This is a genomic window from Tolypothrix campylonemoides VB511288_2 (assembly GCF_045999855.1).
Taxonomy (GTDB): Bacteria; Cyanobacteriota; Cyanobacteriia; order Cyanobacteriales; family Nostocaceae; genus Scytonema; species Scytonema bouteillei_A.
Map to the genome: position 1 here is coordinate 25,785 of NZ_JBFPMW010000025.1, position 25,077 is coordinate 50,861.

A 25,077-nucleotide genomic window follows, 5' to 3' on the forward strand; every position below is an offset into this window, starting at 1 on the left:
TTTGGCTACAACGGGATAAATTTATCTCCCAATGTAGGTGCGGGTTCGCTCATGCGATCGCTTCCACTGTTTGTCCAATTGGGAGCATTACTTAGTTCAAATGGTATTGCTCTCAAGCGTTCCTGTGTCAGGGGTTGAGCTTACGTCGGAATAGAGAGATTTCACGACGTAGCTATTCCCAACATGAGAGAGCATAGACAAAGCCGAAACCGCACCCCGTACCTGGTCTGGTCGAACTTCTAAATACTTCTGTAGTTCTTCCAAGTTTCTGTGTCCCGAAATCTCCTGAATGACCCGCAACGGGATGCCAGCATTGCTCATCTGGGTTAAAGCGGTACGGCGAAAACTATGAGTAGAAACACCTTCTAAGCATAGGTTGTAGCACGCCTCTCTCAATATCCGGGCTGCCGAATCCGACTTAATGTGTCCTCTGTCGTGACGACCGGGAAAGAGAAATCCCGTGCGAGTAGTAGGTTTGTACTGAAACAGGAGTGACCTTAGCTCATCAATCACTGGGATAGCCCTAGCAGCCAATTTTCCCTTAGTGTTGTGCCTGCGGAAGATAATTTCATCCCGCACTCGCATTCGAGCGGTGTAAACATCGGCGGTGTTCAGGGTGCAGGCTTCGTCAATTCGGCAAGCGGTATACAGGCAGACACCAAACAAAGCTCGGTCACGGTCAGACTGAAGCCCCGAATTAAAAAGCAGCTGAATTTCTTCCTGTGTCAAAACTTTAGCCCTCCCGTGTCGGTTGATTTTCATACCGGATAGACCACAAACGTCAGTTTTCGGACTCTACGTCCTTTACTGAGATTATTCCTCCACTGCACCACTGGACAAGTAGCCATTTATCTGATTCCCGGTCATTCCTCACCTCTCTCTTTTTTCTGTGACGCGATCGCTTTCTTCAAAACAATCTTCGCCAACTGAGATGGACCCATGAATTCTTTTTCTGCCCAATCAATCAAATAAGCGTACTCTTCTGTTTCAATACGGATTGTTAGTTGCGGCTTTTTTGAAGGCATAAATTAAATCTAGTATTAAGCTTGTCGGTCAATCTTTACTCATGCGCTTCTTAACTACGGATTGCTCCGCCCGTTGCCGGATTGCCGCAACAAATAATCCCAAATTCGTTGGATTTCAGTCTGGAAGATCTGGCGATCTGTTGCGGCTTCATTAGCTATTCGTTCAGTAGTGCTAATCAGTCCTATGATCGCATCTTCAATTCGGGTTAATGCTGCATCGTGCCTGTTTGTGGTATCAGCGTTGCTGATAACTACTTCTGCCATGTCAGCAAGAACTGCTTCTATACGGTCAAGTCTTGCATTGGTTGGCTCTGGGGTGTTAGTCATTTTTTCCTTTTGATTTGTCAGCTAAAGCGTTCTCTATGAAAATTTTCACTAGGTTATTGACAGTCCTACGTTCTTCTGCTGCCCAAGATTTCAATTTCTCTAGGGTTTCTTTGTCTAAGTAAATCACAACTCTTGGTTTGGTGCTGGGCATTGCCTCATGTGTATTCATCTGTCTAATTATCACCTCTTGTGTACATTTTTGTCTCTAGGGGTTGACACCTGTGTTTACCTGTGACTACCATAGCACTATAAACCAAAAACCGCCAACAAGCATTCAGCCAGTTACAAAATATGCAAAAAACCAACTACAAGTCGCTCAGGCTGAGCCTGAGTTATCCTGCCGTGGAAAAAATCAAACAAATGTACTCACTGCCTGCCGATGCGAGTACCCATGCGATCGCGAGCTATTTAGAGAAGCTGGTATTTGAAACCCAAGTTCCCAACCAGATGAGGGTTCAGTAATGACTACAATATCCCAGCTAAGAGAGGACAAGAAGCCTATAACAAAGCGATGGCATACCTTAAGGAACAACGTCAACAACCACTAGCAGCATAATGACCCCAGAAATCAAGCCAATCATTTTTCGTGTACTGGCACGTAAAAACAACTGTGAATCGATTAGGGAGATTAATAGAGTGACCGTACAGCCTGAGAAATTATTACGGTCTACTCCTGAAACCCAATCCATCTAGTTAGAGAATCCATGCGATTTGATCACCGATTTTTGGTAGTTGCCATGATTGCAGTTACCTTTTTTCCCATGCCTGTACTCGCAACAGGGCAAGCACCGAGGCGACAGCAAGCGCGAACAGTGCAACTCAATTAACCAATAGGAGCTATCTATGAGCTTTGGAGAACATTTTGAGAATGCTGTCATTGGATTTGTGAACAAAATAGACGCGATTATTAAGCGTAACCATGATTGGCATGAAGAGTCGATCTCACTGGGGTTGATTAGTGATGACGAAAAACTCCGAACGCTGAAACGTGATTTGTATTGTGAAGTTCGACTGTCTAACCCCAATCAGCAAAAAATCATCAACCTGACTCAAACTATCCAGACCTTAGAGGAAATCAAACACGCTGAAGAAGCAAGGAAGTTTGAACGCCTCAAGCACTCTTACACTTTCCCAGTGCAGTTAGAAGTTTTCACCAACACCACATTTTTTTTAGCGATCGCAGTTGTGATGATTAGCTACCTTGGCTCATTTACTTGTGGTAACTCTCGCTCTCAATTTTGCAGTAATGCCCGTGTCATCCCTAGTCAGGTTGATCAATTTTTCAAAGATTAGATTGGAGTACGGGAAGCAGGCAGGCAACCTTAACCCGTACTCTACACCCTCATTAAGCACGTCAAATAAGGATTTTTTAATTATGCCATCCAAGAAAGGAACCGTTACAGGCGCAAACCTTGATAAACCCAACCGTGGCAAGAAAGGCGCTCTAACTGGTAGTAAGCGTGTTACTGGTGAAAAGGTTGAAGTTACCCCAGAGATACCAGAAACACCAGATGTATTACCCACCAGTGACCCGGAAGTTGCTACTGCTGACTTTAACGCTCGTGCTAGCTTGGCTGAAAAACTCCAACAGGCAGGACAAGTCGTTGCACCTGTGGTTGGTGCGGTTGGTGAAGTTGTTAAGGGTGTAGCAAACAAAGTTACAGCCACAGTTAACGGGTCAATTGATTTCAATCCTTCGAGCCTAAGTAATGGTACTGTTGACACTGCTGCCATTCTCTCTAAAGCAGATGCCAACATTGATGAATCTGTACCTCAGCTAGATTCTGGTGAAGCCATCAAGCGAAATATAATCATTGCCAGACAGCGAAATTATGTTGGTGTTGCTATCAATAACACCAAGCTTAAACAAGACCTGGCAACACTTGACCTTGAGCAACAAAAGCTTATTGGATTACTGATTGACGGTAAGACGGCAGGCATTAGCAATGAGAAAAAAGCTGTTCAATACCAACGTGCCCTCGTAGGACGTGACACCGAACTGAGCAAGCTTGAGCTTGATTCGGAACTATTGACACAGCAACGTATCCGCACTACAGGCACTCAAAACCAAACTGAACTTATCCGAGAGCAAGAAGAGTTAAAGGTTGAGATGTTGCGTGAACAAGTTGAGAAACAGAAATACGAAATTCAAAACGTCCAGTATGAAAAAGAAAAAATCAAGCAAGAGGCTGTGGCTAAATTTGCAGCAGGATTCTAAAGTTCTCAACTAATTAAGAAAACAAGAGGGGTGAAATTCCCCTCTCATTTGTAAAAAAGGTTGTAACATGAAATTCAATCATATCTATTATGGCGTATTTGTTGGTAGTGCCTTACTCGGTGTTGTTGGTGGTATTCAAGCCTGGAATTTACCGCAAGGTTGGCAGAAAAGCATAGCAATAACTATTGGTGTTGGTGGTAGTACTTCAGCCTTAGTATGTGCTGGATTGGGAATTGCTTACGGTACTAAACACCAAAGTTTAGAGAATGAAACGAGTGAACGTATAAACCGAATAGAAACAGCTAAAAACCGAGAATTAACTGATTTAAAAGTAGTCATTGATAACTTGAAAAGCAGTATCAACGTTCTAGAATCTCAGGGTGATAAGTACACGGAACAAATCAGCAATCTTAAAGACAAACTTAACGAGAAAGCTAAGGAATACTTTCATCTAGTTGCTGAGAAAGACTTGAGAATTAAAGAACTTGAGGGTATTGTTAGCCTGAGAGACACGCGAGTAGAAGACTTCCTGACTGATTGCAGAACATACACTATTAATTTCTTTTCAGCACGGTATGACGATATTACAGCCATCCAAAAAGCACTTGAGAAAGCTTACACTAACTCGGATGTACCAGATGAGTTAAAGAGAAGTATTGATAAACGACTGAGTGACATACAAGAGTTAAAGCTTGAATTGTACGATGCAATGGATGAAGTCAGAAAGACTGATTTTAAAGATTTCAAAGAGGTTCTTGGATTCATTTTCACTTTTGACAATAAGTTTCTAAATGCCAAAACCCGGTGGAAGGATGTCAAAGTCAGAGAGATTAAGGGTGAGAACAAATCTTTAAAAGAATCACTGGATAACTCAATACCAAAACCAGTTGCTATCGAGAGATTTAAAGAGGGTGTGTCGGATGTAGACGCACAAATCACAGAGAAGTATGAGGCACTGCTGTTAAATAACAACTCAATTCATTCTCAATTACTGGATTTACTTGAAAAACGGAATTTAGTGATTGATGACCTAACCAATGAAGTTGAAACTTTGCTCCACGAAAACAAAGAACTGCAAAAGCCACTGTTAGCAATTGGAACAAGCGATTATGCCTTAGCTGCTAATCGGATTGCCAACTATTACCATGAGAACTACGGCTATAAGCTTGATGTTATCAATTGGCAAGAAAATGAGACAGGGTATACGATATTGTTCGCAACACGTCGTAATCCAGGTCTCACAGAAAGTGAATTATTACCTCACAATACCTTAGAGCAATTAGCAGCGTTTACGAATGCCCTACAAGGTACATTTCCCAAGTTCACCTTTAACTACCAGCATTCAACCGTATCGCTCGAAGTGACCTTACGCAAGCCAGTTAAGAAAGAGCAAGCTAAGGGTGACATAGATAAAATTTGGATTCCTGTAGATCGGTTTGAAAGCTACGTTAAGAACTGGGAACGAATAAGAATCACGGCAGGTAGCACCGGGGGCAAATCTCCCACAGCTAAAAACCTGGCACTGGCAATTATGAAAAGTCGGAAGGGTCAGGGTGAAATTCGGTTATATGACCCACAGCATGGATCGAAAAAAGATTACTGGGATATGCCTAAAGCTGGCACGAATCATGAGGACAATGTAAAAGGAATGGGTGAACTGTGTGAACAGTTGGACGAGCGCACCAAATCACCCTCAAACAATCATCCGTTTATTCTTTATATATTCGATGAAGTTGATAGCACCATCGCTCAAGAGAGGGATACTAATGGTTACTACTACTTTAGAGATAAGGTCACATACTCGCTGAAGCAAGCATCTCATCAAAACATAGGAGCGATTTACATCGGTCAGGCTGCCGATGCTAACACTATACCCGGTATGAGTTGGAGTGATTGGAATAACGCAGTACAACTTCATATTGGGGCTAATGCTGGAGTATGGCTCGATAAAGCTAAGACGATAACCAGTGAGGATAAGACCCGATTGCTTGAACAGTACCGCAAGATTCAAGAGTACTGCGATCGCCGTAACGAAGAACTAGGCTTGGACATCTTCACCGATCCGGCTGCCTATCGTTTCGCGTTAGCAGTGCCTTTAACTGGTCTACCCAAGTTTATCCAGTTGCCAGACTTTGACAGCTACGACTACTGGGAAGTGATGCAATCAAGCAACAATCAGGTTAATACTGTAATTTCTACTATTTTAAAAGAGGTGGAAAATGAGGTTAAAAATTCAGATGAGACAGGAACGAATATCAAAACTTTGACCTGTCCCAAGTGCGGTTCAGAAAGAGTAGGGTCTAAGGGTAAGGAATTTCATAAATGCTTAGATTGTGGTAAGACTTGGAAGAAACAATAGCAGTTTACTAACAGGAATTAGCATTTTGTAGCAAGTGCGTAAGCTTTTTTATTTACGGAATTTACAGAATTCCTAAAGAGAACCTTACAGAACCTCACGGAACCTAGTTTCTAGAATGCTTGCTATATAAAGGTTGTGGCTACGGACGGACAGACGGAACTTTCCCTAGAGTGGGGGAACGGACTTTTACGGACTTTTCTCAATTTTCCCAGAAATTGATGTTAGGAGAAACTATGTCTCAGTTTATTAGCAACGACAAGTACGCAATTAACATTGATAGTATTGTCGCCATTGAATGGCATTGCTTTGACCCCGATCGGTCTGGTCACTTTACAAAAAATTGGTTTAATAACGGACAATGCTTGAAATTATATTTCCGGGATAAAGCTGATGATGACATACAGATGAAACTAGAACAGCTTCTCAAACATTCTGATTAATTCTTAAAAATGTACCCAATAGGGTACAAAATCATCTTGTCTGTGTTATCTTAGCAGCAATAAAAGTTTGTAACCTTTACAGTGTAATCAATAGGGAGAATTAGAAATGACTGAAAAAACTGCTAGAGTACCCAAAAGTACCCGTTCAAAAACTGCCTCAAAAACACCCTCTAAAATCAAAAAATATTTTAAGTCGGTTATTGACCTGGGCAACCATTGGATTAAAGCATATGTAGAAGGGTATGACTATCTGAGAGAACCAAGCTGGTATGCTCGGTGTTTGAATAATACATCAGATAAGATTCCCGGTCATGTTAAATATATTGATGGCGATCGCGAAGATTTGAAAAACACTTGCTGGATGGTTGGGACACAAGCAGCGAGAAGTGGTAGCAGTGACCTGATTAGATTGGTCGATGATTACACGGGCAAGTCATCTCTATGGCTGCAATACTTTCTCGGTACATTGGCTCACTTACCACAAGTTAATTCAGAGATGGCTTTTGAAGTGACTGTGACCTGCAATGATGTCAAGCGTCATGAGCCAGTTATCAGGAAAAATGAAGGTACACACAAAGTTGAGCTTGCTGGCGTACCCGTATTGGTACAAATCAAAATCAATGCAGTGTACCCAGAAGGTATAGCAGCATTGAAAAGTCAAAACCTTGATGGTGCGGTAACTATCTGTGACATTGGCGGTGGCAACACGTCAATCACTCGTTTCTTTAACTCGGAACTTGTTGGTGAGCCAGTCGTTAAAGACTTTGGTGCTGAATACCTGATTGAGAAAATTGCTGCTAATTCTGACCTGAAAGCACTCATCAAGCAACCACCCAGTAAAGATGTAATCAACAGGAGTATCGAAACTGGGGTTAAGTTCAAGAAATCGGAGACAGGGGACAAGATAGCAGCGCTTTACTACGGTGAATCTGATTTGAATTTTTATCCCGTGTATGAACTAGAGTTGAAAGATTTCATTGATTGCAAACTACGTGAGGTTACTAAGCAGTTAGAGCAATATAAACTCGCAGGTGACAAAATTCTGATAATCGGTGGTGGATCTAAACTCCCTTTACTGAGTGCTGCATTCAAGAAAAAAGGTTTTTTAATCTCAGATAACGGTGCATTCGACAACCTTAAAGGATTGGTCAGCGAGGTTATGTAATGGCTATAGACAAAATCAGGATTAAAAAGTATCAGCAACCAAAAATCGAGCAGTGGTCACAAGCGTTAGATATCCCGGTAACGAAGTTTATAGAAGATGCCATCAACTTTTACACAAGGTATTTAGACGGTAAACAACCAGTAACCACAGTAGAGCCAGTGACCACTATAGAACCAGTAAGCCAAGTGAGCCTGAGTGAACAAAAACCGCTTATAGAAACAACTGTGATCGATGTTGATGAACCAGATGATTTTGATGGAGGAATTGAATTGTAAATATGAGACCTGAAACCAGAAACGCTTTGCTAAGTGCTTATATCCAGTTATAGTAAGAAAAATGATTGGTGTATCTACTTCACGCCTACTAACTGTATAGGTGTGAGTTTTCTTATTAATGGAAGCGAATCTATCTGAAATCCCTTTTGTTATTAATAAAAATGCCCTTCCCAACAAATAAGTTCTCCAGTTTCCGCGTCATACACCAGTGTTTGAATTGGAATTTTTGGATAAAATTTTTGACTGGAATCGGAAACTTTGACAATCCATACCTTCTGTCTTGGCAGTACCCTATTTAGAATAGATATTTTTTCAAGTGCAACACTAAAAGGTATTAATTCAGCCAAAATTAATTGTCTATCGTTTGGGATTTTGGCAATTATAAATTCTTGGGAAATAAATTTCTGTTTAATTGTCATTAGAACTTCAAGGGAAAAATTTTTTTCTTATATGCATCAAATATATACAGTATGGAAAGAGGATTGTTGATGAAAATCACTGATTTTGTGTGATATTGACCGTTTATTCGCTAAATCGGAGTTTTGGTATTCCCCCTGCTTTTTTAGATTCTTCCAGGAATTGAGAGTGTTTCCCCATGTATATTGCATCAATACAGCGCTTACCCCATAGCTCTGCATCCTCACGACAAGATACCCAATGTACTCCTACCTTGAGAAAACCGCCAGCTATCCCGTTTACAATTACGAGCCAGTTAAAAGCTACAAGTTCGGGGTAGTGATATATATAAAAATAATGATTTCGATAGTTGACAGTAGCTATTAATTGTGAGTATATATTCATTGATTTTTTGTTTAAAAGGAATGTCTACTTTTAAACAATAATAGTTATCAAAATTCCTAAAAATTAATTTCTGCAATGTTAAGGATTGATACATCTTCATTGGTTGTATTTAATACAATTGTACTTAATGTATCTGCGACAGTTATTAATAATAAAATGCGTAAATTTTCAGTGTGATTACAGCTATCCATAGGCAGATAAGCATTTCAATCCTGAGATAGTTGCATTCTAAAACTAATACTTTGGACAGAGGTTAAGATCGCAGTTATCTAATCTCTTTTGTTTACCACTCACATCAGCCGTAGACTGTTGATACAGGGTAAACAGCAGTTGAGCGATGAAAGTCAATCGGCACGGTAGGGCTAAAGTGCTTACACAGGATGAGATACAGCAAATTTTCAACCACGGGCTTGTATTTGACCGCGATAACTTCGTTGCGCTAAGAGATCGCACTTTATTTGGTGTATGTCTGTTTAGTGCTTGCCGTATTCGTGAAGCGTGTACTTTGCTGACTCAGGACATCTACACACCCAAAGGACTGGTAAGACCAAAGTTAATCCTAAGAAACCCACTCCCCCAACTCACAACCGGGATAGTCGTGGGTGCTTTTGTATGAGTATATATACTCAGTAAATGAAGTGGCTTATGACCCTAAGTGCGAACATTACAACAAAAGCGGCACTGGTAGCAGAACTTGCATTGACTTCTACCCAAGGGTAGTTTTTTTCTGTCAAAACGTAACTTCTAGAATGTTGGTAACCAAAATAATGGTGACGAGTGCAAAAATGGTTAATCAAGATATCTATTATAAAGCTAAGTTTTTGACTCCTAACAACTCAAGCGTGATAGCTATTGCGTCCCAGATACAATACGTATTGGTTCTAAACTTCGGTAAACAGTTAATTGTAGATATTGACAATGTCACGTATCCGAGTGATGTGAGGTTTGTAAAAGCACAACGATATATTGTTATAGCTTACGAAAAAGTTGACGGTTCCGGGACACCTCGGCTTGAGCTATATTTTAATTTTGATAGCCAACAAAACAATACTTTGTTATTCACTACAAAAAATTTTTGACCAAATTATCCACACCGTGCAAGCTCCTGCATTCATGCATAGGTAGTTTACAAGAATGCGATCGCAGTAGCGGTACTCACTACACAATTAACCGCTTAGTACTCTCTAGGGGGTTGTTTTTATGTAATCCCCTTGCGGGGCGATGTAAGTGAAAAGTACTGGTGCTTATTACAAGTTTCCAGAATCATGGGCAAAGTTTCCATCCCCTTTCGGGGCGAGGTAATTGTAAAGGAGATTGAAGTTAAAAATTTTCCCAAAATCTTAGTGTTTCCATCCCCTTGCGGGGCGAGTGTTGTGTAAAGATGATTCAATTTACCCGTGGCGCGGGAGGATTCGTGTTTCCATCCCCTTGCGGGGCGAGGTAAATGTAAAGTTCGATGCCACCCAAGGGGTTAGGTCTGGCTCTGTTCAGTTTCCATCCCCTTGCGGGGCGAGGTAAGTGGAAAGTCTTGGTGGATTGGAGCATCTTTTTTGCTAGGATCTTTATGGTTTCCATCCCCTTGCGGGGCGAGTGAAATGTAAAGTATATTTATACACAGTCATGAATGTTCAAGCTCGTATTGTTTCCATCCCCTTGCGGGGTATTAGGTAGATGAAACATGGCAAACAGAAGAATTTTTAGATCACAGTCATCAAATGTTTCAATCCCCTTACGGGGTGTTAGTTAGATAAAACTGCACGTGAGCTAGTTGGCGCAGGTGTGAGTACTAGGTTTCAATCCCCTTACGGGGTGTTAGTTAGATGAAACTGCGATCGCATCCAGAGAAGCGCTTCAGTTCTGCCATGTTTCAATCCCCTTTCGGGGTGTTAGCTAAATGAAACATGGGTAGAAGGTGAGGCAAAGTTGGTGCTAGGACAAAAGTTTCAATCCCCTTACGGGGTGTTAGTTAAATGAAACCCAAATCCGTTTTTTAGCAAGCCTCAAGAAGTTTTGTTTCAATCCCCTTACGGGGTGTTAGTTAAATGAAACTTTACGAGTGCATTCACAGCGTACAGTACGTTAGTTTCAATCCCCTTACGGGGTGTTAGTTAAATGAAACCCTTGGACTTGGAAACAACCTTATTACAAGAGTTCTACGCTTCATTTTGGCACGACTCTTTTAAAAGTCGATTTCAGCCGTCAAGAATCTACCGTTAATACTCAGTCAACTTGCTGAAACTATTGTATTGTCAAGGTTCTGAACTTTTGGCAGCAGATGTTGGTTTTTGCACCCGCTTAGACTTGCCAAAAATGTTAATAACCACTTAAAACATAGAAGTTGTAATTTGTAGTGTCAAGTTTTATTTGAAAAACTTAATTGAGTCGCTGACAAAGAAAAACACATTAACTACAACACAAATGTACTACTGCTAATGGAAATTAACATTGTCTTGAACGGCTGTACAACTTATAACCAATCAACCAGCGTACTTTTACGCGGAAGATATCTCTAGATAGTGGGCAAATATGAGTTAAACGACATCGTGCTAAAACAACAGCACACCAAGGGATAGCAGCGTACTACACACGTTAGCTTGTAACAAACTGTAAAAGATATTTGACTAAAGCCATGAGAAGTAGAATACACAAGCTACCGGAATTAATCTTACGCGTCCTGTAGAATGATGTAAATTTTTTCTATTAGTCCGTAATTTCCAGTAAATTGTCACTAAATTTTGAAAATGGGCTTATCTGGACGACAGCGCAAGGAACTACAATCCGCTTTAGTTGATGCTTTTCCGACGAAATCATCATTAGAGCAAATGTTGTCGTTTGAATTGGATAAGAATCTGGAAGCGATCACAGGTGAAGGAAATTTAGAAAAAATTGTTTTTAATCTAATCAAAAGAGCAGAAACAGAAGGATGGACTCTTGAGTTAATCAGTGCAGCGTGTAGGTCAAATCCTGGCAATCCTAAGCTACAAGCTATTAGCAAATCTAGAAGTGAATTCACTTCTAGAGATAATGTTCAAAAACTACTGTTAAAGCAAGTTAGTACTGAAGTTATCTCACGATTAGAGCAGTCTTTACATAATCGGATTTATATTGTCCAAGATGTAGACAAAAATCCAGAGCAGATTGAATTGCCTTGGTCAAGTGAAATAAAGGTAGGCTCAAAACCGAAAGTTCATTTAACCAATACGGAAATAACAGCAGTTTATGACCAGCCGGAGATTGATGGAAGATTATTAATTTTAGGTCAGCCTGGAGTAGGAAAAACTACGATGCTTCTCAAACTTGCTGAGGAGTTAGTTAACCGGGCTAAAGATGACTCTGCAAATCCTATACCTGTATTATTTTCTTTATCATCTTGGAAGAATGACAATCAAAGTATTAAAGATTGGTTAGTTGACCAACTTAAAGATAAATACGGGGTAAGAAAAGATATTGGTAAACAGTTAGTAGATAATCAAGAAATTATACCTCTCTTTGATGGTTTAGATGAGTTAGCAGTAGAACGTCAAGAAAAGTGTGTCGTAAAAATTAATGAGTTTTTACATCCCTGCAATTGGAGTAATCCTGTGGTGGTTTGTAGTCGGATAGAAGAATATCAACGATATGAAGCTTTACTCCAACTAAATAACTCCCTGGAATTATGCCCTTTTACTTCTCAACAGGTTTATCAGTATTTACAAAGAACAGAGAACCTACAGTTATGGGATAGTATTAGTCAGGATGCAGATTTAAATCAATTAACTAGGACACCTCTCTTATTAAATATTCTTGTACTTTCATTTCAAGAAATATCAATCCAAACATGGCAGCAGTTTCAGTCGTCTGAGGAGCGTTTGAGTTATCTATTTGATGCTTATATTGAGAAGATGCTAAAACGTCTTTATAAGGAGAAACGACCTAAACCAGAAAATACTAAACGCTGGTTAGGTTGGTTGGCACAGCAGTTAATTAAGGAAAGTGCAACTGAGTTTTTAATTGAAAGAATGCAACCAACTTGGTTGATAAAAAAACATCACAAAGTGGTTTATAGTTTGATAATATGGGGAGTGACAGGAGGGCTAATAAATGGGTTAATTTTTGGGCTAATAAATGGGTTAATTTTTGGGCTAATAAATGGGTTAATTTTTGGGCTAATAAATGGGGTGAGTTTTGGGCTAATAAATCTACTGATTTCAAGGCTGATAAATCTGCTGATTTCCGGGGTGATTTTTGGGCTGATTTCCGGACTGATTTTTGGGTTGATTTATGAGTTAATGGGAGAGGTAATAGAAAATCATATAGAAAAGCTTTACCTAATTAATTGTTTTAAAATTTTTAGGATAACAAATATAAATCTGCTGATTTCCGGGCTGATAAATGGGCTGATTTGGCTGATTTATGCGCTGATTTATGCGCTGAAATTAGATAGAAAATCAGATCTGATTTCATCTCTGATTTTTGGGCTGATTTTTGGGCTAATTTTTGGGGTGATAAATGGGGTGATTGGAGAGAAAATTCAAACAACTGAAACCTTAAAATTTTCTCTGATTGAATCTTTGACTGGGCTGATTTCAGGACTGATTGTAGGAATAATTTTTGGGCTGATTTTTGGGCTGGCTTTTGGGCTAATTTCCGGGCTGATTTTTGGGCTGTTTTCCGGGCTGATTTTTGGGATTAATGGACTAGAAATTGAAAATAAGACTACTCCTAATCAAGGGATTCGCAAATCAGTCATTAATACTATAATTCTCTGGTTGGCAACTTCTTTACCTTTTACATTACTCATCTTTATGAGTCTAAAGATTACACAAAATGAAATGAGTTTTAATAACCTTTTAATAGGTAGCTTCGTGTCAGGATTATTTTTGGGAATGCTTATTGGAATAACCAGAAGTGGGACACCAGCCATTAAACATTTCGTGTTGCGCGTAATTCTCTGGTCTAACGGCTACATCCCTTGGAACTATGCAGAATTTCTCGACTACTGTACCAATCGTTTATTTTTGCAACGAGTAGGCGGTAGCTATCGCTTCATGCATGACCTGCTACGTCAACACTTTGCTAATTCCTATGCTGAAATCCAAAAACGGTCGTAACTAAAGTGACTGAGTTTACTCATCTGAGGGCATAAATTCTCTGATATTACTTTTGATTTTCTGATTAACCAGATTTCTGGTTTTCTGGTAAACCAAATTTCTGGCTTAACGCTTCCACAATAACAGAGGTCACAGTAATACCCTGCTCCTTAGCTCGTGCCATCCAGTAACGACGTTGGGTTAGGGGAACTTTCACACACAGGTTGACAAATTGTTCTGCCTCATGTTCTGGTTCACTGGTTATCTGGTTTTCTGGTTGTCTGGCTTTCTTAATGATGTCTCCGTACTTGCTCATTTCAAAATCTCCAATACTTCTTTACCTAGTGCTGTGTAATCTCTCCAAGCAACTCGTAACCGGGATTCTTTGACATCACGGATAGGAACACCTTCCATTGCTGCTTTCTCAAATCCTGATGTCCGCCGAATCATTGACTTAAAAACTGGGATGCCTCCTTTGATAAGCTCCTGCTGTAATGTCACCCCTTCCTTACTAGGGTGTGGAGCAACAATAGTTAGCAAGCATCGGTAGTTGGTATCGCCCAAGTCTTTGACCATTTCAAGCATTGGCTCAAGACTTACGATGTCGGGCTTTGTGGGTAGTATCAGCAGGTCACAGCCCTTCGACAGTTCCTTAAGGTCATCGGAATCAGGACGTGCCGGGGTGTCGATGACCACAAAGAAAGCATCAGCGACTACCTTAAGGGCTTGGCGTTCATCTACTGTGGGAAAGGGAAATGAGCCACGTTTAGACCATGCCAAAGTTGTTCTGTTCTGGTCTCCGTCTACAAGAACAGTTTTACCCTTTTCGCTAAAGAAAGTCGCCAAATGTATTGCAGTAGTGGATTTCCCGACACCGCCTTTGTACCCAGTGATAGTTACGATTTTCTTATCCATATGGTTTACCAGAAATATGGTTTACCAGAAATATGGGTGATTAAAGGTTACTAGCAGTGGTGGGGAATGTCAATAAATAAAGAATTAGACGACATCGCGCTAAAACAACCGCACACCAAGGGATAGCGTCGTACTACACACGATATTAGGCTAATTCCTACACACCTCACAACTTCCTCAAAGTCACTTACTAAAGTCTGTACACAAATGCTGCACTTTAAGAAAAATGCGAATATCATCTACCTATAGGAAGAAGTATCAGACTATCTTAAGGGAGATACTATTACTATGATAAATCATACTTATGATTGTCATCCTAATGACGTAGAAAATAATTCTCAAGCTTTAGATGGATTACGAGCACTTGTAGTAGATGATGATGTTGATAACGGTATATTAATTGCTTTTATTCTTGCGCTCTACGGTATTCAAGTAACAACAGTATCATCAGCCATAGAAGCTTTAGAGATAATAAAGGAATGTCAACCAAATATTTTAATTAGCGACATAGTTATGCCTCAAGTTAATGGCTATTCATTTATTCGTAAAATTAGAAACCTTAACACTACCCTCAGCATGATTCCTGCAATTGCTATAACTGCTTTAGCTACAAAAGATGATTGTGATTTAGCTTTAGCATCCGGATTTAACGTATGTTTAATAAAACCTATTGACCCTGATGATTTAATAGCAAAAGTCAAAAAACTTATGTACCAATGATTATGAGTCAGATTCTGAAGATTCTTGTTTCGGTGCTTGTGCCTTCATAATGTCACTTTGAGCACGTAAGATAGCGCTTTGTATCCTGTCATCTATTCCAGCCTTAAGGGAAACAATTTCTGCTCTCAATTCAACAACTTCTGCTCTTAGCCACATGATTTCAGCAGCTAAATTATCAATTTCAGCCCTGAGAATATCCTCTTTCTTAGCCATCAAACCAACCTTAAATATATGCCAGTGTAAAAGTAGACAAAAACTATAGATCTTGTGTACTTCTACTTTGGGATTTACAAAGCAGTCTATTGTCTCCTTAATATGAATGGTTTAAATCTATCTTTAGATTGATATCAATGTAAAAAATTGATGGTATTAAAAACACACCGATGATTTATTAAAGAATTATTAGAAGGCTAAATGCCCGAACAAATTTTTCTAATCATGCTCTTTATCTCTACCTAAAGTAATAGTGTTAAAAAAACATCTAACTTAAGGATGAAATGTTGGTCTATCTTTTGGTAGCTGTAATCACTATAGACATTTACACATTCTAGTAGTAATAACTTTGTAGTTCCCTAGGATGGTTTAGTTAATGGAAAGAAGGTTTCATGCAACTCTTGAAGATAAGGAGAACATATATTACGCAGAATTGTTCAAACGAGGCGTTGAGTACAATAAAGCAGCAATAGCCGCAAAAATTCTAGCTTCAGGAAAATCCGATGAAGACTTCACCCCTGAAGAAATAGAACTGGTTAATGAAGTTTGCTCTCAATGGTTAGCAAAACATCAGCAGAACAAGCATTTAAATCCGTTTTTTGCAAAATACAAGCAAATTTAGTACGTTTACGAGATACGATCAAATAAATCCCTTTAAAAACAATAAATATACTGTAACCGCCCAGCCTATGTGTTAAGCGGTTATTTTGATAATTTGTATTCTATATAAATATATTTTCAGCCCGATCCACAAGGAAATCAGGCTTATGGAAGTGCGATAAGCCGGGGGAGGCTTGCGCGGCAGGGCGATAAGCTGGATACAGCTTGCGCCTTCATGCGATCGCGTTTACTGGTCGTTTGGTAATAGACCGTCCTCTATCAATTGCTTAATTACTGCTTTTCTCACATAATCACTACGGTTGGGGATAGACCGTAAGATTGCATCTATATGTGGCGGAAACTTTGCAGCGATCGGTCTCTGATGGTCTGTAGTGCCTAATCCTGTGTTTTGATATTTATGGGTCATGGTGTAGTCTCTGTTTAACTCTATAATAACACGTTAACGTGATTACATATAGATAAATCTGATAGGTGAATGCAAGTATCATTGAAAACTTTTATCTACTTAATTCTTGTATAATCACGTTAACGTGTTATATTAAGTGCATGAGAGACAAATACCGCTTCGAGTCACTTCAAGTCTCTCACGTTCGCTTCACTACAGAATTTAAGGAATCTCAAATCATGTTGCTATCTCAACTTATCGCCAGCCAACAAGACCAATATCAAGCTATCCAAGCTCAAATTGAAGCTCTTCAAGAGCAGCAACGTCAAATCCAGTCTTACTTACAACGCTTGGGTAGCGTTGAGTCACAGATGGAATCTGCTGCTAAGTTAATGCAAGAAGCCGTAGCATCCATCCGTCAAGAGTGTCCTGACGAGTTGCCAGCATATCAGTCTTTAATCAATGGTTTCTTTGGTCAAGCACCTATTGCTGTTCTTAATGCAAGTGTTGACACCGATCCACAGCCCGAAGTTACCACACCAGCACCATCCGATAGCTGGACGGAAATTGATGAAGACATCGACAGCTATTACAAAGCTAATCCGGTAGTTGAAACTGAAAACACCACCCTTGAAACCACAGCTGTAGTTGTTGAGGAAGACGACTGCCAAGACCCCGAAGAACGCTTGCAAGAGAAAGTCGGGGAGGAAGGCGAAAGCCAACCCGAACTTGATTTTTCAGGCTTGACTTGGGTGCAAATTAAGCGATTGGCATCCTCTATGGGTATTGATATCAATCGCCGTAAACGTCCACATATGGAAAAAGCCTTAACCGACATTGGTATCACCCAATCTGAAATCGCGCAATTCTTAAAGGGTTAGGTAATAGCTGGGGGGAGTTGTTCTCCCCCACCCCAATCAGCAATACCCAATACCCAATACCCAATATCCAATATCCAGTACACAATACCCGTTAACTCTTTAAATTAACTTTGTACATTTCTATTGACGGTGTACAAAGTTATAGTTATTATAGGCGTATAAAGTTAAATGAGGATGACAAAATTATGCCAACAAACAAACCTGATAAATATAGTAAATTCGTTCGGCAAGTCCGTACAGCCTGGGTTAAGGAATGGTCTATGGAATTCCTGACGGGTCTTGAAAGTACTTCAAATGATGCTATTGAGGGTTATTGCAAACCTAAACTGGATGAATTTAGCTCTATGTGTCAGGAAAAAACTGATAGTCCTGAAGGTTCTGATAGCTGGAAAAGTTCAGCAGTCAGCTATTTATCAGGTGTAAGGAAAGCTATTAAATCATGGCAAGAGTCAGTAGAACTAAACGATCACAACAGTTTCGAGCATAAAGGTAAAGACGGTAGTGTTATCCGAGACCACAAAGCCCTACTGTACATGAACTATGGACGCGATTTCTTAAGTGCAGTTAAGACTAAGGGTGAGACTAAAAAGCAACAACAACGACGGAACTTGACACCCATTAACAATGTGTCCGAAATCCAAGAGGCGATTGAAAAAGCTTGCTTGTCTTCTAACTGGAAAGAACTAGCAACAGGCATTGAATTCGCTATGGGTGCTCGGATCGGAGAAGTGCTGCTGACTGCTGAAATCCAACAAATTAACCAATTCCAAGTCCAGTTTAAGGGACAAATCAAAACCAAGGATGAAGATAGGCTAGAGTATCCCAAGTACACCCTCATTGAGTCTTGGAAAGTCGTAGACGCACTCTTAAAGCTACGTAGACAGGTTGAAAACAAGGAAATTAAGAATTGTTTGCTGACTGAAGTTGACAGCCGTAAGAATTCAACAGTCAACCGTAAGGTAAGAGAATTGTTTGGGGAACTATTGCAACCTCCACATGGTGTAGACCAAATCTCAAGTCACAAACTCAGATCGGCTCATGCAGCGATCGCATTCTATTTGTTCGGTTCCCATACCCAATCATTCGGTTCATTCGTCAAAGATAACCTCGGACACAAGGGAGATGGTGAAGCCGCAAACTATGAAGATTACTATGTTGCTAATAAAGATGGTAAACCAGTTGTTCAGGGTGCTTGGTTGGATCGCCTGAGTGAAAAACCCGGTGAACCGACTCAAACCATTGTACAGCCACGGTTAAGACTCACTAAAGCTGCTAAAGAGTTAATTGACAATCAAGAGTTCTTAGCATTCCCCGATCAAGTAAGCAGAATTGAAGAATTAATACGGTTGGCTCAAATAGGTAAGCAGTTTGAAGAAGGAAAGTTAGTTAAAGAGGTTGTAACAATGGTAGACAAACCAGTTGAAAAAATTGTTGAGAAAAGAGTTGAAGTTCCCGTTGAGAAGATTGTTGAGAAAAGAGTTGAAGTCCCAGTTGAAAAGGTAGTTGAGAAAATGATTGAAGTTCCTGTTGAAAAAGTTATTGAAAAAATGCTGCAAGACAAAACGATTGAAAAAATAATCCAACAATTGGTTGCAGTACCTACTGTTGAAGTCACCACTGCTGAAATAGTCACTGCTGAAGAATCTACTACTGAAGTTCCTACTATTGAAGTTCCTACTATTGAAGTTCCTACTGCTGAAGTTCCCATTGTTGAAGTACCCACTATTGAAGTGCCTACTATTGAACAACCACAAAAACCAGTAATCGAAAAAGATTTAAGTCAAGTCAGTAACGATAAACTGTATGGCTCAACTACTCCTTACAGTGGTAATGAAAAAATCCGTAGGGCTGTACAGGCTGTAAAAGCTTATAACGAACGGCAGTACAGTACAGAGACTATGTGGGCTATCAACACTAAAGTTTTGACTGAGTTGACTGGATGCCGATCGTCCATCCTAAAAAACTATTTAGAATCACCTGAAGGTAGATTGCAGGTCACAGATTACAACTTAGAGAAAGGTTTGGGATATCACCACAATAAAGGACGTGGTAGCGTTACACAGTTCATCAAGCTAGAAGGTACTCAATCCACTAACGCAACTCCAGTACAAGCAACTGTTAGCCCAAAAATCAAAAGCCAAACCATTACTTTAAATGCTAGAGAAGCTTCACGAATGGACATTGAACACGCTCTCAAACAAAATCCCGGTTGGACAGTGACCACTAAGGATGGAAGTAAAGTTATAGCGGTTTATAGGCTGAATGAAAATAATGAAGTAATTGAAATTAAAGATTAAGCAACCTTACTATCAGTCATTAAAAAACTTGCTGCTGCTAACCCTGGATAACATGAGTTGTCTGGGGTTAGCTAATTTTAATAAAAGTAGCTTTTATATACTGCCAATTGGCACAAAATATAACCCCAGATAGTTTAGTTATCTGGATTCACAGAAGGTTTTTGATTCTATTTTATCCAGAGGTCGTAAATATTTTTTAGCAATCCAGCTAATTCCTCGGAATTAGTAGGGTTAATTAAACAAGAATTAGCTCCTAATTCATAAGCTCGTTGATAATCTTCCTGTTTAATAGATTGGGTAAAAACAACAACTGGTAACTTTTGAAGATTGGACTGTCTTTGCCACCAATCTAATAATTGAAAACCCGATACTTTTACTATATCCAATTGAAAGATTATAAGTGAAGGTAAAGGGTGTAATTCTCTATTAGAATACTCACCTATACCACTAAGATAATCTATTGCAGATTGACTATCTGTCAGTGTTTTTAATGAAATTTTGAGTTGAGCTTTGCGAAAAGCATCTTGAAACAAAGCTAAATTCTCAGGAAAACTTTCTACTAACAAAATAGTACTATAAGTACACACAAAGACTTCTTAAAATAAAGTGTTGGGCAAGAGGCATGGGGTCAGTTTTGGTTTGCTCAGCTAAAATACTAGCCGCATCCAAGGCGCGTTTTATGACTAAAGACCGGGAATTGACCGCCCAGAGTTCCCCTTACAGTATGCCATCATTGAAGCAAATGTCGCTTGATTCTGAGTAAAAATAGCTTTAGCTTCAGCACCCTTGGATGCAACACTAGTACGTAAAACTTCTAAATCGTTTTCTCTCTCCTCACTTATGTTATTGACAGCTATTGCTGCTAAATCATTGTCTAAATTAACTTGAGACTCACTTAGTTTTAAATTCCCTGTTGATAGTTCAATACTCAAGTCATTTTCAGAGATCTTAAGCAATTCATCTATTTTTTGCAATTGCTGTTCAATTATTTCTATTAATTCTTGACTACGTTTTTCTGAGTTAGAAATCATTAGTTTTACTCACTCAAGACATTTTCTTTTCAACATTCGGCGAGCTATTAAGTTTCACTGTGACGAGGAACACAGTTACAAGTCTAATACTTTTTATAGATAAATCTATTTTTTTTTCTCTATAGTGAATAGATGACTATACTGATTCTCTCTATAGTTATAATCAGTCCGTGGGATTAGGTGGGATTAGGGACTAGGCATTAGGCAATGGTGAACGCGATCTCGTCGCTTGCGCCCTTTACAGAGATCGCACCACGTCCCCACACCCATACATCCAAAAACCAAAAAAATACCAATACCTACCAGACCCTGCTATAAAGCAATTTAAGAACGATGGAGGGGTTTTGCACACCACAACTCAAGCATCTGTAGACAAGGGTAGTTATGGGATGAGATAGAAGCCAAAATGAGGCAGTACTATCCGTTTTGGTTTCAATCGACATGACATCAGAAACACTTCCCTCTCAGATACAGCAAATTCCGATGTTATGAGGTACAATAACAGCACTTAGTGAACCAATTTTTTAAATGTTGAGGATTCATCAAGTCGAGAGCAACAGAGATAACTTTATCAACCATTTCGGTTGTAGTTGGAGAAAAAGTACGTAAAAAAGATTTAAGTTGTGACCACCATAATTCAATGGGATTAAAATCAGGAGAATATGGAGATAAACACAAGACTTTTGCACCTACAGATTCAATCATTGGTTCGATTGATGCTAGTTTATGTGCCGGTAAATTATCCATAACTACTACTGCTCCCGGCCATAATTGAGGCAATAAGAACTTCTCAATAAATCCTTCAAAAGCTAGGCTATCCATTGAGTTATTTATTGTCATTAATGCCACAACTTTTTTAAGACTTATTGCTCCAATCACCGTAACTTTTGCTCCCCGGTAAAATGGCTTCATTTCATATACTCTTGTTCCCTTTTGTGAACGTGCATGCGTTCTTGCTAAACCCAGTATTACCCCTGTTTCATCTAAAAATACCAAGTTTTCTGGCTCTATCTCCTTGACTTTTTCCCAATATTCTACTCTGAGTTTTTGAACTCTTGGAGTTGCTGCTTGGCTACTCCGCAATGTTTTTTTTTGCGATTTAATCCTAATTTTTGTAAAGAACGACACATTGCCGTCTGACTCACCCAATTACCTGTCTTTGCCGCAAATAATTCACAGAATTCCACTATTGTTGCATCCGGATTCTCTGACACTAGTTCTCTTAACTCTAATTCCGCATTTGTCAGATGACTAAATCGTGGCTTACCCGGTTTTAATGGTTGTAAATTACCATGACTTTTTTGTTGCTTTACTAGCTTTTGTACTAAACTTTTGCTCACTGCAAATCTGAGTGCTACTTGACGAATCGAGATTTTTTCCTCAATATGCGCTGCCACTATTTTTTCTCGAATATCTACTGAATATGCTTTCATGACAGTATTATCTTTTGATTTTATTAATACTAACTGTACCTCATAACATCGGAAACTGCTGTAAAATAGCAATACTAGTTTGATTGAATTGAAACCACCCACTAATCCCACTCCCCCAACTCACAACCGGGATAGTCGTGGGTGCTTTTGTATGAGTATATATACTCAGTAAATGAAGTGGCTTATGACCCTAAGTGCGAACATTACAACAAAAGCGGCACTGGTAGCAGAACTTGCATTGACTTCTACCCAAGGGTAGTTTTTTTCTGTCAAAACGTAACTTCTAGAATGTTGGTAACCAAAATAATGGTGACGAGTGCAAAAATGGTTAATCAAGATATCTATTATAAAGCTAAGTTTTTGACTCCTAACAACTCAAGCGTGATAGCTATTGCGTCCCAGATACAATACGTATTGGTTCTAAACTTCGGTAAACAGTTAATTGTAGATATTGACAATGTCACGTATCCGAGTGATGTGAGGTTTGTAAAAGCACAACGATATATTATTGTAGCTTACGAAAAAGTTGATGGTTCCGGGACACCTCGGCTTGAGCTATATTTTAATTTTGATAGCCAACAAGACAAGACTTTGTTATTCACTACAAAAAATTTTTGACCAAATTATCCACGCCGTGCAAGCTCCTGCATTCATGCATAGGTAGTTTACAAGAATGCGATCGCCCTTAAACCAAAAAGACTGCACAAATTCGTGCAGTCTTTCTAATCCGATTTGACCCAATTGGTAGGGTTTGTGGGATTTGCTATCAGCGCTCACGGAAGCAGGAGAGTTTCCAATTATTCCGAATTGACCCAATCGGTGGGAGGCCCGGTAATGTTTATTCTTTCACAACACAAGAATGAACGTTTCCAATTATTCCGAATTGACCCAATCGGTGGGAAGTTCGTGTAGGAGCCCTTACCTAGTAAGGATTTCAGACTGCAAATCGACACACCTCTCAAAAACATTGTACATCCTGTCAAAAATTGAGTAAAACACATACCCCAAATCCTTACCCAGTCCGCAATCGACACACCTTAACTGAAAATATAGGGTTTGGGCGATTTGGCGAAGTGTGTCGATGAACATACTTTTCTCTTAAAACCACTGTCATGTGCTATTCATTGAGTACGTGTTGCTAGAATCACTGAATTTTTTGCGGTCACACGGATTTCTGTGGCAGCAATATGAGGATCTTTGAGCCAAAATTCCCTTATTGGATCTGTGCGCCCCTGCCATTGTGAAGGCCAGTATTCTTCAGGTGTAAGATCGTCTAGTAAAATCAAGCCTCCCGGCTTGAGAGCAGTTATCAATGTCTGGGGTTCTGTGACTTTTGCCTTTCCCCCATCGGCAAATAACAAATCAAATGGAGCATAGGTGAGTAAATCGCGCCAGTCGCCTTGAAGTGCGTGAACGTTAGACTTACCTGCAAATAGCTGTTGCACAAGTTTGGCAAGCTGGCGATCGCTTTCAATAGTTATGAATGTACTATCTGGGTGTAATGCGCTGACAATCCACGCAGCACCAACCCCGCATCCACTCCCAATCTCAGCAATTTGACCCTGCCTGATGTGACTGGTGAGGACATACAACAAGCGACCGACTTCCGGGAGTGAAGATTGGGTAAACTCAAATTGTGCTGCCAAGGATTCAGCCTGTTGCACTAATGATAGACTTGTCATTATTACTCCTTTAGCACCAACACTTCATGCAGCATAGCTTGATAAAGCACTCCAACAACCCCAAGGAGCGATCGCACTGCAACCCCACATCCTACAGCCCATACTCCCTACACCCAAAAACTCAATAAATACCTAATACTTACGATACCCCGCTAGAATGCCCTGTAAGGACGATAGAGGGGTTTAGCAGTAGTTTTTTTTTGTACATTTGGCGATTTAAAGTCGTTTCCAGCCCGTTCTGGCTAGCAATCAAAGCCTACCCAAACCTGTAGCTAGCCCAGGCTTGCAGCAAATCATAAACATGGGAGGGTTGGAGGCATGGACTGAAGGAGAATTCTCAACCCCTAAGATCTATAAGCGGTTTTTTGCCTCCAACTGTCAGTTGATTGACATTTTTCGGGAAGGGCTATTTTTTTTATTCCTAGAAATAAATTTAACTGGACTATTTAAAACTCAATCTGAAAATCGTAGTGCGATAAGCTACGCTTGCGCCAAAGGCGATCGCGCTAAAATCGTGCGGCAAGTTGGTGCTAAGCATAAATACTCAGCCGCTTTCAGGGAATGCGATAATCTGGGTACAGCTTGCGCTTCGCGATCGGCTTTGCTTCACGACTGAAACTGTATCGGAGGCTTGCGGCGAAATTGGAGTGAGTATTTATGCTTACTAGTTCTGTGGGAATGACGGGCAAGTGCTTAGAGTACGTAATGTTAGTTTTTCTAAATGATTGACAAGTTTTGACTAGTTTATAAGCAAAAATACTCATAAGGAGAAGTGGACGGTGGACGCGATGAATCTCGGATGTTTGGGTTTGGGTTTGGGTGCGATAACTTCGTTGCGCTTCGCGATCGCATTGGGGAAATGGTCAACTTTCTACTTTGTACTTTCTACTTTGTACTTTCTACTTTGTACTTTCTACTTTGTACTTTCTACTTTGTACTTTCTACTTTCTACTTTGTACTTTGTACTTTGTACAAACTTAAATACATTGTACGCACTTAAGTACTTTGTACGATTTACTTCAGACTTTGTACGCAGATATATCAACCTTGTACGGACTTTGTACGCAAACATGACCACTTTGTCCTTACATTGTACGCATTTTGATGCAGATGTAGGCGACTTTGTACACTTTATACGCATATATGCCAACTTTCTACGTACAAAGTACAAAGTTATACGCTTGCAAGGATTTTAGAGTACAAGATTATGACTGTAAAAC

General features: G+C 39.8%; 32 protein-coding genes and 1 CRISPR repeat array. Of the genes, 16 read left to right on the forward strand and 16 right to left on the reverse strand.

Annotated features, from left to right (window positions below):
• Positions 1-96: 96 nt before the first annotated feature.
• The 4 genes from AB0756_RS39465 to AB0756_RS39480 form a co-directional block, all read right to left on the reverse strand.
• Positions 97-762 carry a tyrosine-type recombinase/integrase gene (locus AB0756_RS39465; RefSeq protein WP_038091970.1) on the reverse strand — a complete coding sequence of 222 codons (666 nt, stop codon included), beginning with the start codon at positions 760-762 and terminating at the stop codon, positions 97-99.
• Between the two features lie 101 nt (positions 763-863).
• Positions 864-1,025, reverse strand: coding sequence for a hypothetical protein (locus AB0756_RS39470; RefSeq protein WP_408019801.1), 162 nt, complete (start codon positions 1,023-1,025; stop codon positions 864-866).
• Positions 1,026-1,079: 54 nt separating this feature from the next.
• Entirely contained in the window at positions 1,080-1,352 is a 273-nt protein-coding gene (locus AB0756_RS39475) for a hypothetical protein (protein ID WP_038091967.1), read from the reverse strand.
• The gene (locus AB0756_RS39480; protein WP_082051665.1) at positions 1,345-1,521 is read right to left on the reverse strand and encodes a ribbon-helix-helix domain-containing protein; all 177 of its coding nucleotides are present in this window, start codon (positions 1,519-1,521) and stop codon (positions 1,345-1,347) included. Before AB0756_RS39480 ends, AB0756_RS39475 begins: the two co-directional genes overlap by 8 nt.
• A 122-nt stretch (positions 1,522-1,643) precedes the next feature.
• Here AB0756_RS39480 and AB0756_RS39485 point away from each other — a divergent pair, with 122 nt between their 5' ends.
• On the forward strand, positions 1,644-1,814 hold the full coding sequence (locus AB0756_RS39485; protein WP_153021612.1) for a hypothetical protein: 171 nt from the start codon (positions 1,644-1,646) through the stop codon (positions 1,812-1,814).
• A gap of 59 nt (positions 1,815-1,873) precedes the next feature.
• On the opposite strand, the gene AB0756_RS39490 is transcribed toward AB0756_RS39485, so the two are convergent.
• Positions 1,874-2,041, reverse strand: a complete 168-nt coding sequence (locus AB0756_RS39490) for a hypothetical protein (protein ID WP_153021611.1) — start codon at positions 2,039-2,041, stop codon at positions 1,874-1,876.
• Positions 2,042-2,056: 15 nt separating this feature from the next.
• Between AB0756_RS39490 and AB0756_RS39495 the strand changes: the two genes are divergently transcribed.
• The 7 genes from AB0756_RS39495 to AB0756_RS39525 all read left to right on the forward strand — a co-directional run bounded on the left by AB0756_RS39495 (position 2,057) and on the right by AB0756_RS39525 (position 7,809).
• Positions 2,057-2,179 carry a hypothetical protein gene (locus AB0756_RS39495; protein WP_408019802.1) on the forward strand — a complete coding sequence of 41 codons (123 nt, stop codon included), beginning with the start codon at positions 2,057-2,059 and terminating at the stop codon, positions 2,177-2,179.
• A gap of 16 nt (positions 2,180-2,195) precedes the next feature.
• The gene (locus AB0756_RS39500) at positions 2,196-2,645 is read left to right on the forward strand and encodes a hypothetical protein (protein WP_038091963.1); all 450 of its coding nucleotides are present in this window, start codon (positions 2,196-2,198) and stop codon (positions 2,643-2,645) included.
• A gap of 82 nt (positions 2,646-2,727) precedes the next feature.
• A complete protein-coding gene (locus AB0756_RS39505) occupies positions 2,728-3,570 on the forward strand; it encodes a hypothetical protein (protein WP_038091960.1) in 843 nt (280 codons plus the stop codon).
• Between the two features lie 67 nt (positions 3,571-3,637).
• Positions 3,638-5,929, forward strand: a complete 2,292-nt coding sequence (locus AB0756_RS39510) for a hypothetical protein (RefSeq protein WP_038091957.1) — start codon at positions 3,638-3,640, stop codon at positions 5,927-5,929.
• A gap of 233 nt (positions 5,930-6,162) precedes the next feature.
• Positions 6,163-6,369, forward strand: coding sequence for a hypothetical protein (locus tag AB0756_RS39515; protein WP_408019803.1), 207 nt, complete (start codon positions 6,163-6,165; stop codon positions 6,367-6,369).
• Positions 6,370-6,475: 106 nt separating this feature from the next.
• Positions 6,476-7,534 (forward strand): hypothetical protein, encoded by a 1,059-nt coding sequence (locus tag AB0756_RS39520; RefSeq protein WP_038091942.1) that lies wholly within the window; start codon positions 6,476-6,478, stop codon positions 7,532-7,534.
• Complete coding sequence (locus AB0756_RS39525; protein ID WP_038091940.1) at positions 7,534-7,809, forward strand: hypothetical protein; 276 nt, start codon at positions 7,534-7,536, stop codon at positions 7,807-7,809. The genes AB0756_RS39520 and AB0756_RS39525 overlap by 1 nt, the downstream gene beginning before the upstream one ends.
• A 152-nt stretch (positions 7,810-7,961) precedes the next feature.
• Here the strand turns inward: AB0756_RS39525 and AB0756_RS39530 are convergent, their stop codons facing one another.
• Both AB0756_RS39530 and AB0756_RS39535 read right to left on the reverse strand, forming a co-directional pair.
• On the reverse strand, positions 7,962-8,228 hold the full coding sequence (locus tag AB0756_RS39530) for a hypothetical protein (RefSeq protein ID WP_038091938.1): 267 nt from the start codon (positions 8,226-8,228) through the stop codon (positions 7,962-7,964).
• 103 nt (positions 8,229-8,331) lie between these two features.
• Positions 8,332-8,610 carry a hypothetical protein gene (locus tag AB0756_RS39535; RefSeq protein WP_038091935.1) on the reverse strand — a complete coding sequence of 93 codons (279 nt, stop codon included), beginning with the start codon at positions 8,608-8,610 and terminating at the stop codon, positions 8,332-8,334.
• 337 nt (positions 8,611-8,947) lie between these two features.
• On the opposite strand from AB0756_RS39535, the gene AB0756_RS39540 reads away from it, so the two are divergent.
• The gene (locus tag AB0756_RS39540; RefSeq protein ID WP_038091932.1) at positions 8,948-9,226 is read left to right on the forward strand and encodes a site-specific integrase; all 279 of its coding nucleotides are present in this window, start codon (positions 8,948-8,950) and stop codon (positions 9,224-9,226) included.
• Positions 9,227-10,251: 1,025 nt separating this feature from the next.
• Positions 10,252-10,729: a CRISPR direct-repeat array (repeat unit 37 nt; unit sequence GTTTCAATCCCCTTACGGGGTGTTAGTTAAATGAAAC).
• A 622-nt stretch (positions 10,730-11,351) separates the two neighbouring features.
• Positions 11,352-13,700 carry an effector-associated domain EAD1-containing protein gene (locus tag AB0756_RS39545; RefSeq protein WP_038091926.1) on the forward strand — a complete coding sequence of 783 codons (2,349 nt, stop codon included), beginning with the start codon at positions 11,352-11,354 and terminating at the stop codon, positions 13,698-13,700.
• 64 nt (positions 13,701-13,764) lie between these two features.
• Here the strand turns inward: AB0756_RS39545 and AB0756_RS39550 are convergent, their stop codons facing one another.
• Positions 13,765-13,995, reverse strand: a complete 231-nt coding sequence (locus tag AB0756_RS39550; RefSeq protein WP_038091924.1) for a hypothetical protein — start codon at positions 13,993-13,995, stop codon at positions 13,765-13,767.
• Positions 13,992-14,594 carry a nucleotide-binding protein gene (locus tag AB0756_RS39555; protein WP_038091922.1) on the reverse strand — a complete coding sequence of 201 codons (603 nt, stop codon included), beginning with the start codon at positions 14,592-14,594 and terminating at the stop codon, positions 13,992-13,994. The genes AB0756_RS39550 and AB0756_RS39555 overlap by 4 nt, the downstream gene beginning before the upstream one ends.
• Before the next feature lie 288 nt (positions 14,595-14,882).
• Between AB0756_RS39555 and AB0756_RS39560 the strand changes: the two genes are divergently transcribed.
• Positions 14,883-15,314: a response regulator gene (locus AB0756_RS39560; RefSeq protein WP_408104055.1), complete on the forward strand. Its 432-nt coding sequence runs from the start codon at positions 14,883-14,885 to the stop codon at positions 15,312-15,314.
• On the opposite strand, the gene AB0756_RS39565 is transcribed toward AB0756_RS39560, so the two are convergent.
• Positions 15,315-15,527: a hypothetical protein gene (locus AB0756_RS39565; protein ID WP_038091918.1), complete on the reverse strand. Its 213-nt coding sequence runs from the start codon at positions 15,525-15,527 to the stop codon at positions 15,315-15,317.
• A gap of 376 nt (positions 15,528-15,903) precedes the next feature.
• Here AB0756_RS39565 and AB0756_RS39570 point away from each other — a divergent pair, with 376 nt between their 5' ends.
• Positions 15,904-16,149 (forward strand): hypothetical protein, encoded by a 246-nt coding sequence (locus AB0756_RS39570; protein ID WP_038091916.1) that lies wholly within the window; start codon positions 15,904-15,906, stop codon positions 16,147-16,149.
• A 225-nt stretch (positions 16,150-16,374) separates the two neighbouring features.
• Here the strand turns inward: AB0756_RS39570 and AB0756_RS39575 are convergent, their stop codons facing one another.
• The gene (locus tag AB0756_RS39575; protein WP_038091913.1) at positions 16,375-16,554 is read right to left on the reverse strand and encodes a hypothetical protein; all 180 of its coding nucleotides are present in this window, start codon (positions 16,552-16,554) and stop codon (positions 16,375-16,377) included.
• A 140-nt stretch (positions 16,555-16,694) separates the two neighbouring features.
• On the opposite strand from AB0756_RS39575, the gene AB0756_RS39580 reads away from it, so the two are divergent.
• Both AB0756_RS39580 and AB0756_RS39585 read left to right on the forward strand, forming a co-directional pair.
• On the forward strand, positions 16,695-17,414 hold the full coding sequence (locus tag AB0756_RS39580) for a Rad50 family protein (protein WP_137986431.1): 720 nt from the start codon (positions 16,695-16,697) through the stop codon (positions 17,412-17,414).
• Positions 17,415-17,599: 185 nt separating this feature from the next.
• Positions 17,600-19,711, forward strand: coding sequence for a protelomerase family protein (locus tag AB0756_RS39585; RefSeq protein WP_408019804.1), 2,112 nt, complete (start codon positions 17,600-17,602; stop codon positions 19,709-19,711).
• 167 nt (positions 19,712-19,878) lie between these two features.
• Here the strand turns inward: AB0756_RS39585 and AB0756_RS39590 are convergent, their stop codons facing one another.
• The 4 genes from AB0756_RS39590 to AB0756_RS39605 all read right to left on the reverse strand — a co-directional run bounded on the left by AB0756_RS39590 (position 19,879) and on the right by AB0756_RS39605 (position 22,175).
• Entirely contained in the window at positions 19,879-20,298 is a 420-nt protein-coding gene (locus tag AB0756_RS39590; RefSeq protein WP_038092048.1) for a response regulator, read from the reverse strand.
• Positions 20,299-20,394: 96 nt separating this feature from the next.
• Positions 20,395-20,742, reverse strand: a complete 348-nt coding sequence (locus AB0756_RS39595; RefSeq protein ID WP_038092051.1) for a hypothetical protein — start codon at positions 20,740-20,742, stop codon at positions 20,395-20,397.
• A gap of 486 nt (positions 20,743-21,228) precedes the next feature.
• Complete coding sequence (locus tag AB0756_RS39600) at positions 21,229-21,825, reverse strand: IS630 family transposase (RefSeq protein WP_202048575.1); 597 nt, start codon at positions 21,823-21,825, stop codon at positions 21,229-21,231.
• A complete protein-coding gene (locus AB0756_RS39605; protein WP_038092057.1) occupies positions 21,777-22,175 on the reverse strand; it encodes a helix-turn-helix domain-containing protein in 399 nt (132 codons plus the stop codon). The genes AB0756_RS39600 and AB0756_RS39605 overlap by 49 nt, the downstream gene beginning before the upstream one ends.
• Before the next feature lie 306 nt (positions 22,176-22,481).
• Here AB0756_RS39605 and AB0756_RS39610 point away from each other — a divergent pair, with 306 nt between their 5' ends.
• On the forward strand, positions 22,482-22,793 hold the full coding sequence (locus AB0756_RS39610; RefSeq protein ID WP_050045397.1) for a hypothetical protein: 312 nt from the start codon (positions 22,482-22,484) through the stop codon (positions 22,791-22,793).
• A 503-nt stretch (positions 22,794-23,296) separates the two neighbouring features.
• Here the strand turns inward: AB0756_RS39610 and AB0756_RS39615 are convergent.
• Entirely contained in the window at positions 23,297-23,857 is a 561-nt protein-coding gene (locus AB0756_RS39615; RefSeq protein ID WP_038124551.1) for an O-methyltransferase, read from the reverse strand.
• 283 nt (positions 23,858-24,140) lie between these two features.
• Between AB0756_RS39615 and AB0756_RS39620 the strand changes: the two genes are divergently transcribed.
• Positions 24,141-24,473 (forward strand): hypothetical protein, encoded by a 333-nt coding sequence (locus AB0756_RS39620; protein ID WP_137986172.1) that lies wholly within the window; start codon positions 24,141-24,143, stop codon positions 24,471-24,473.
• The last annotated feature ends 604 nt before the right edge of the window (positions 24,474-25,077 follow it).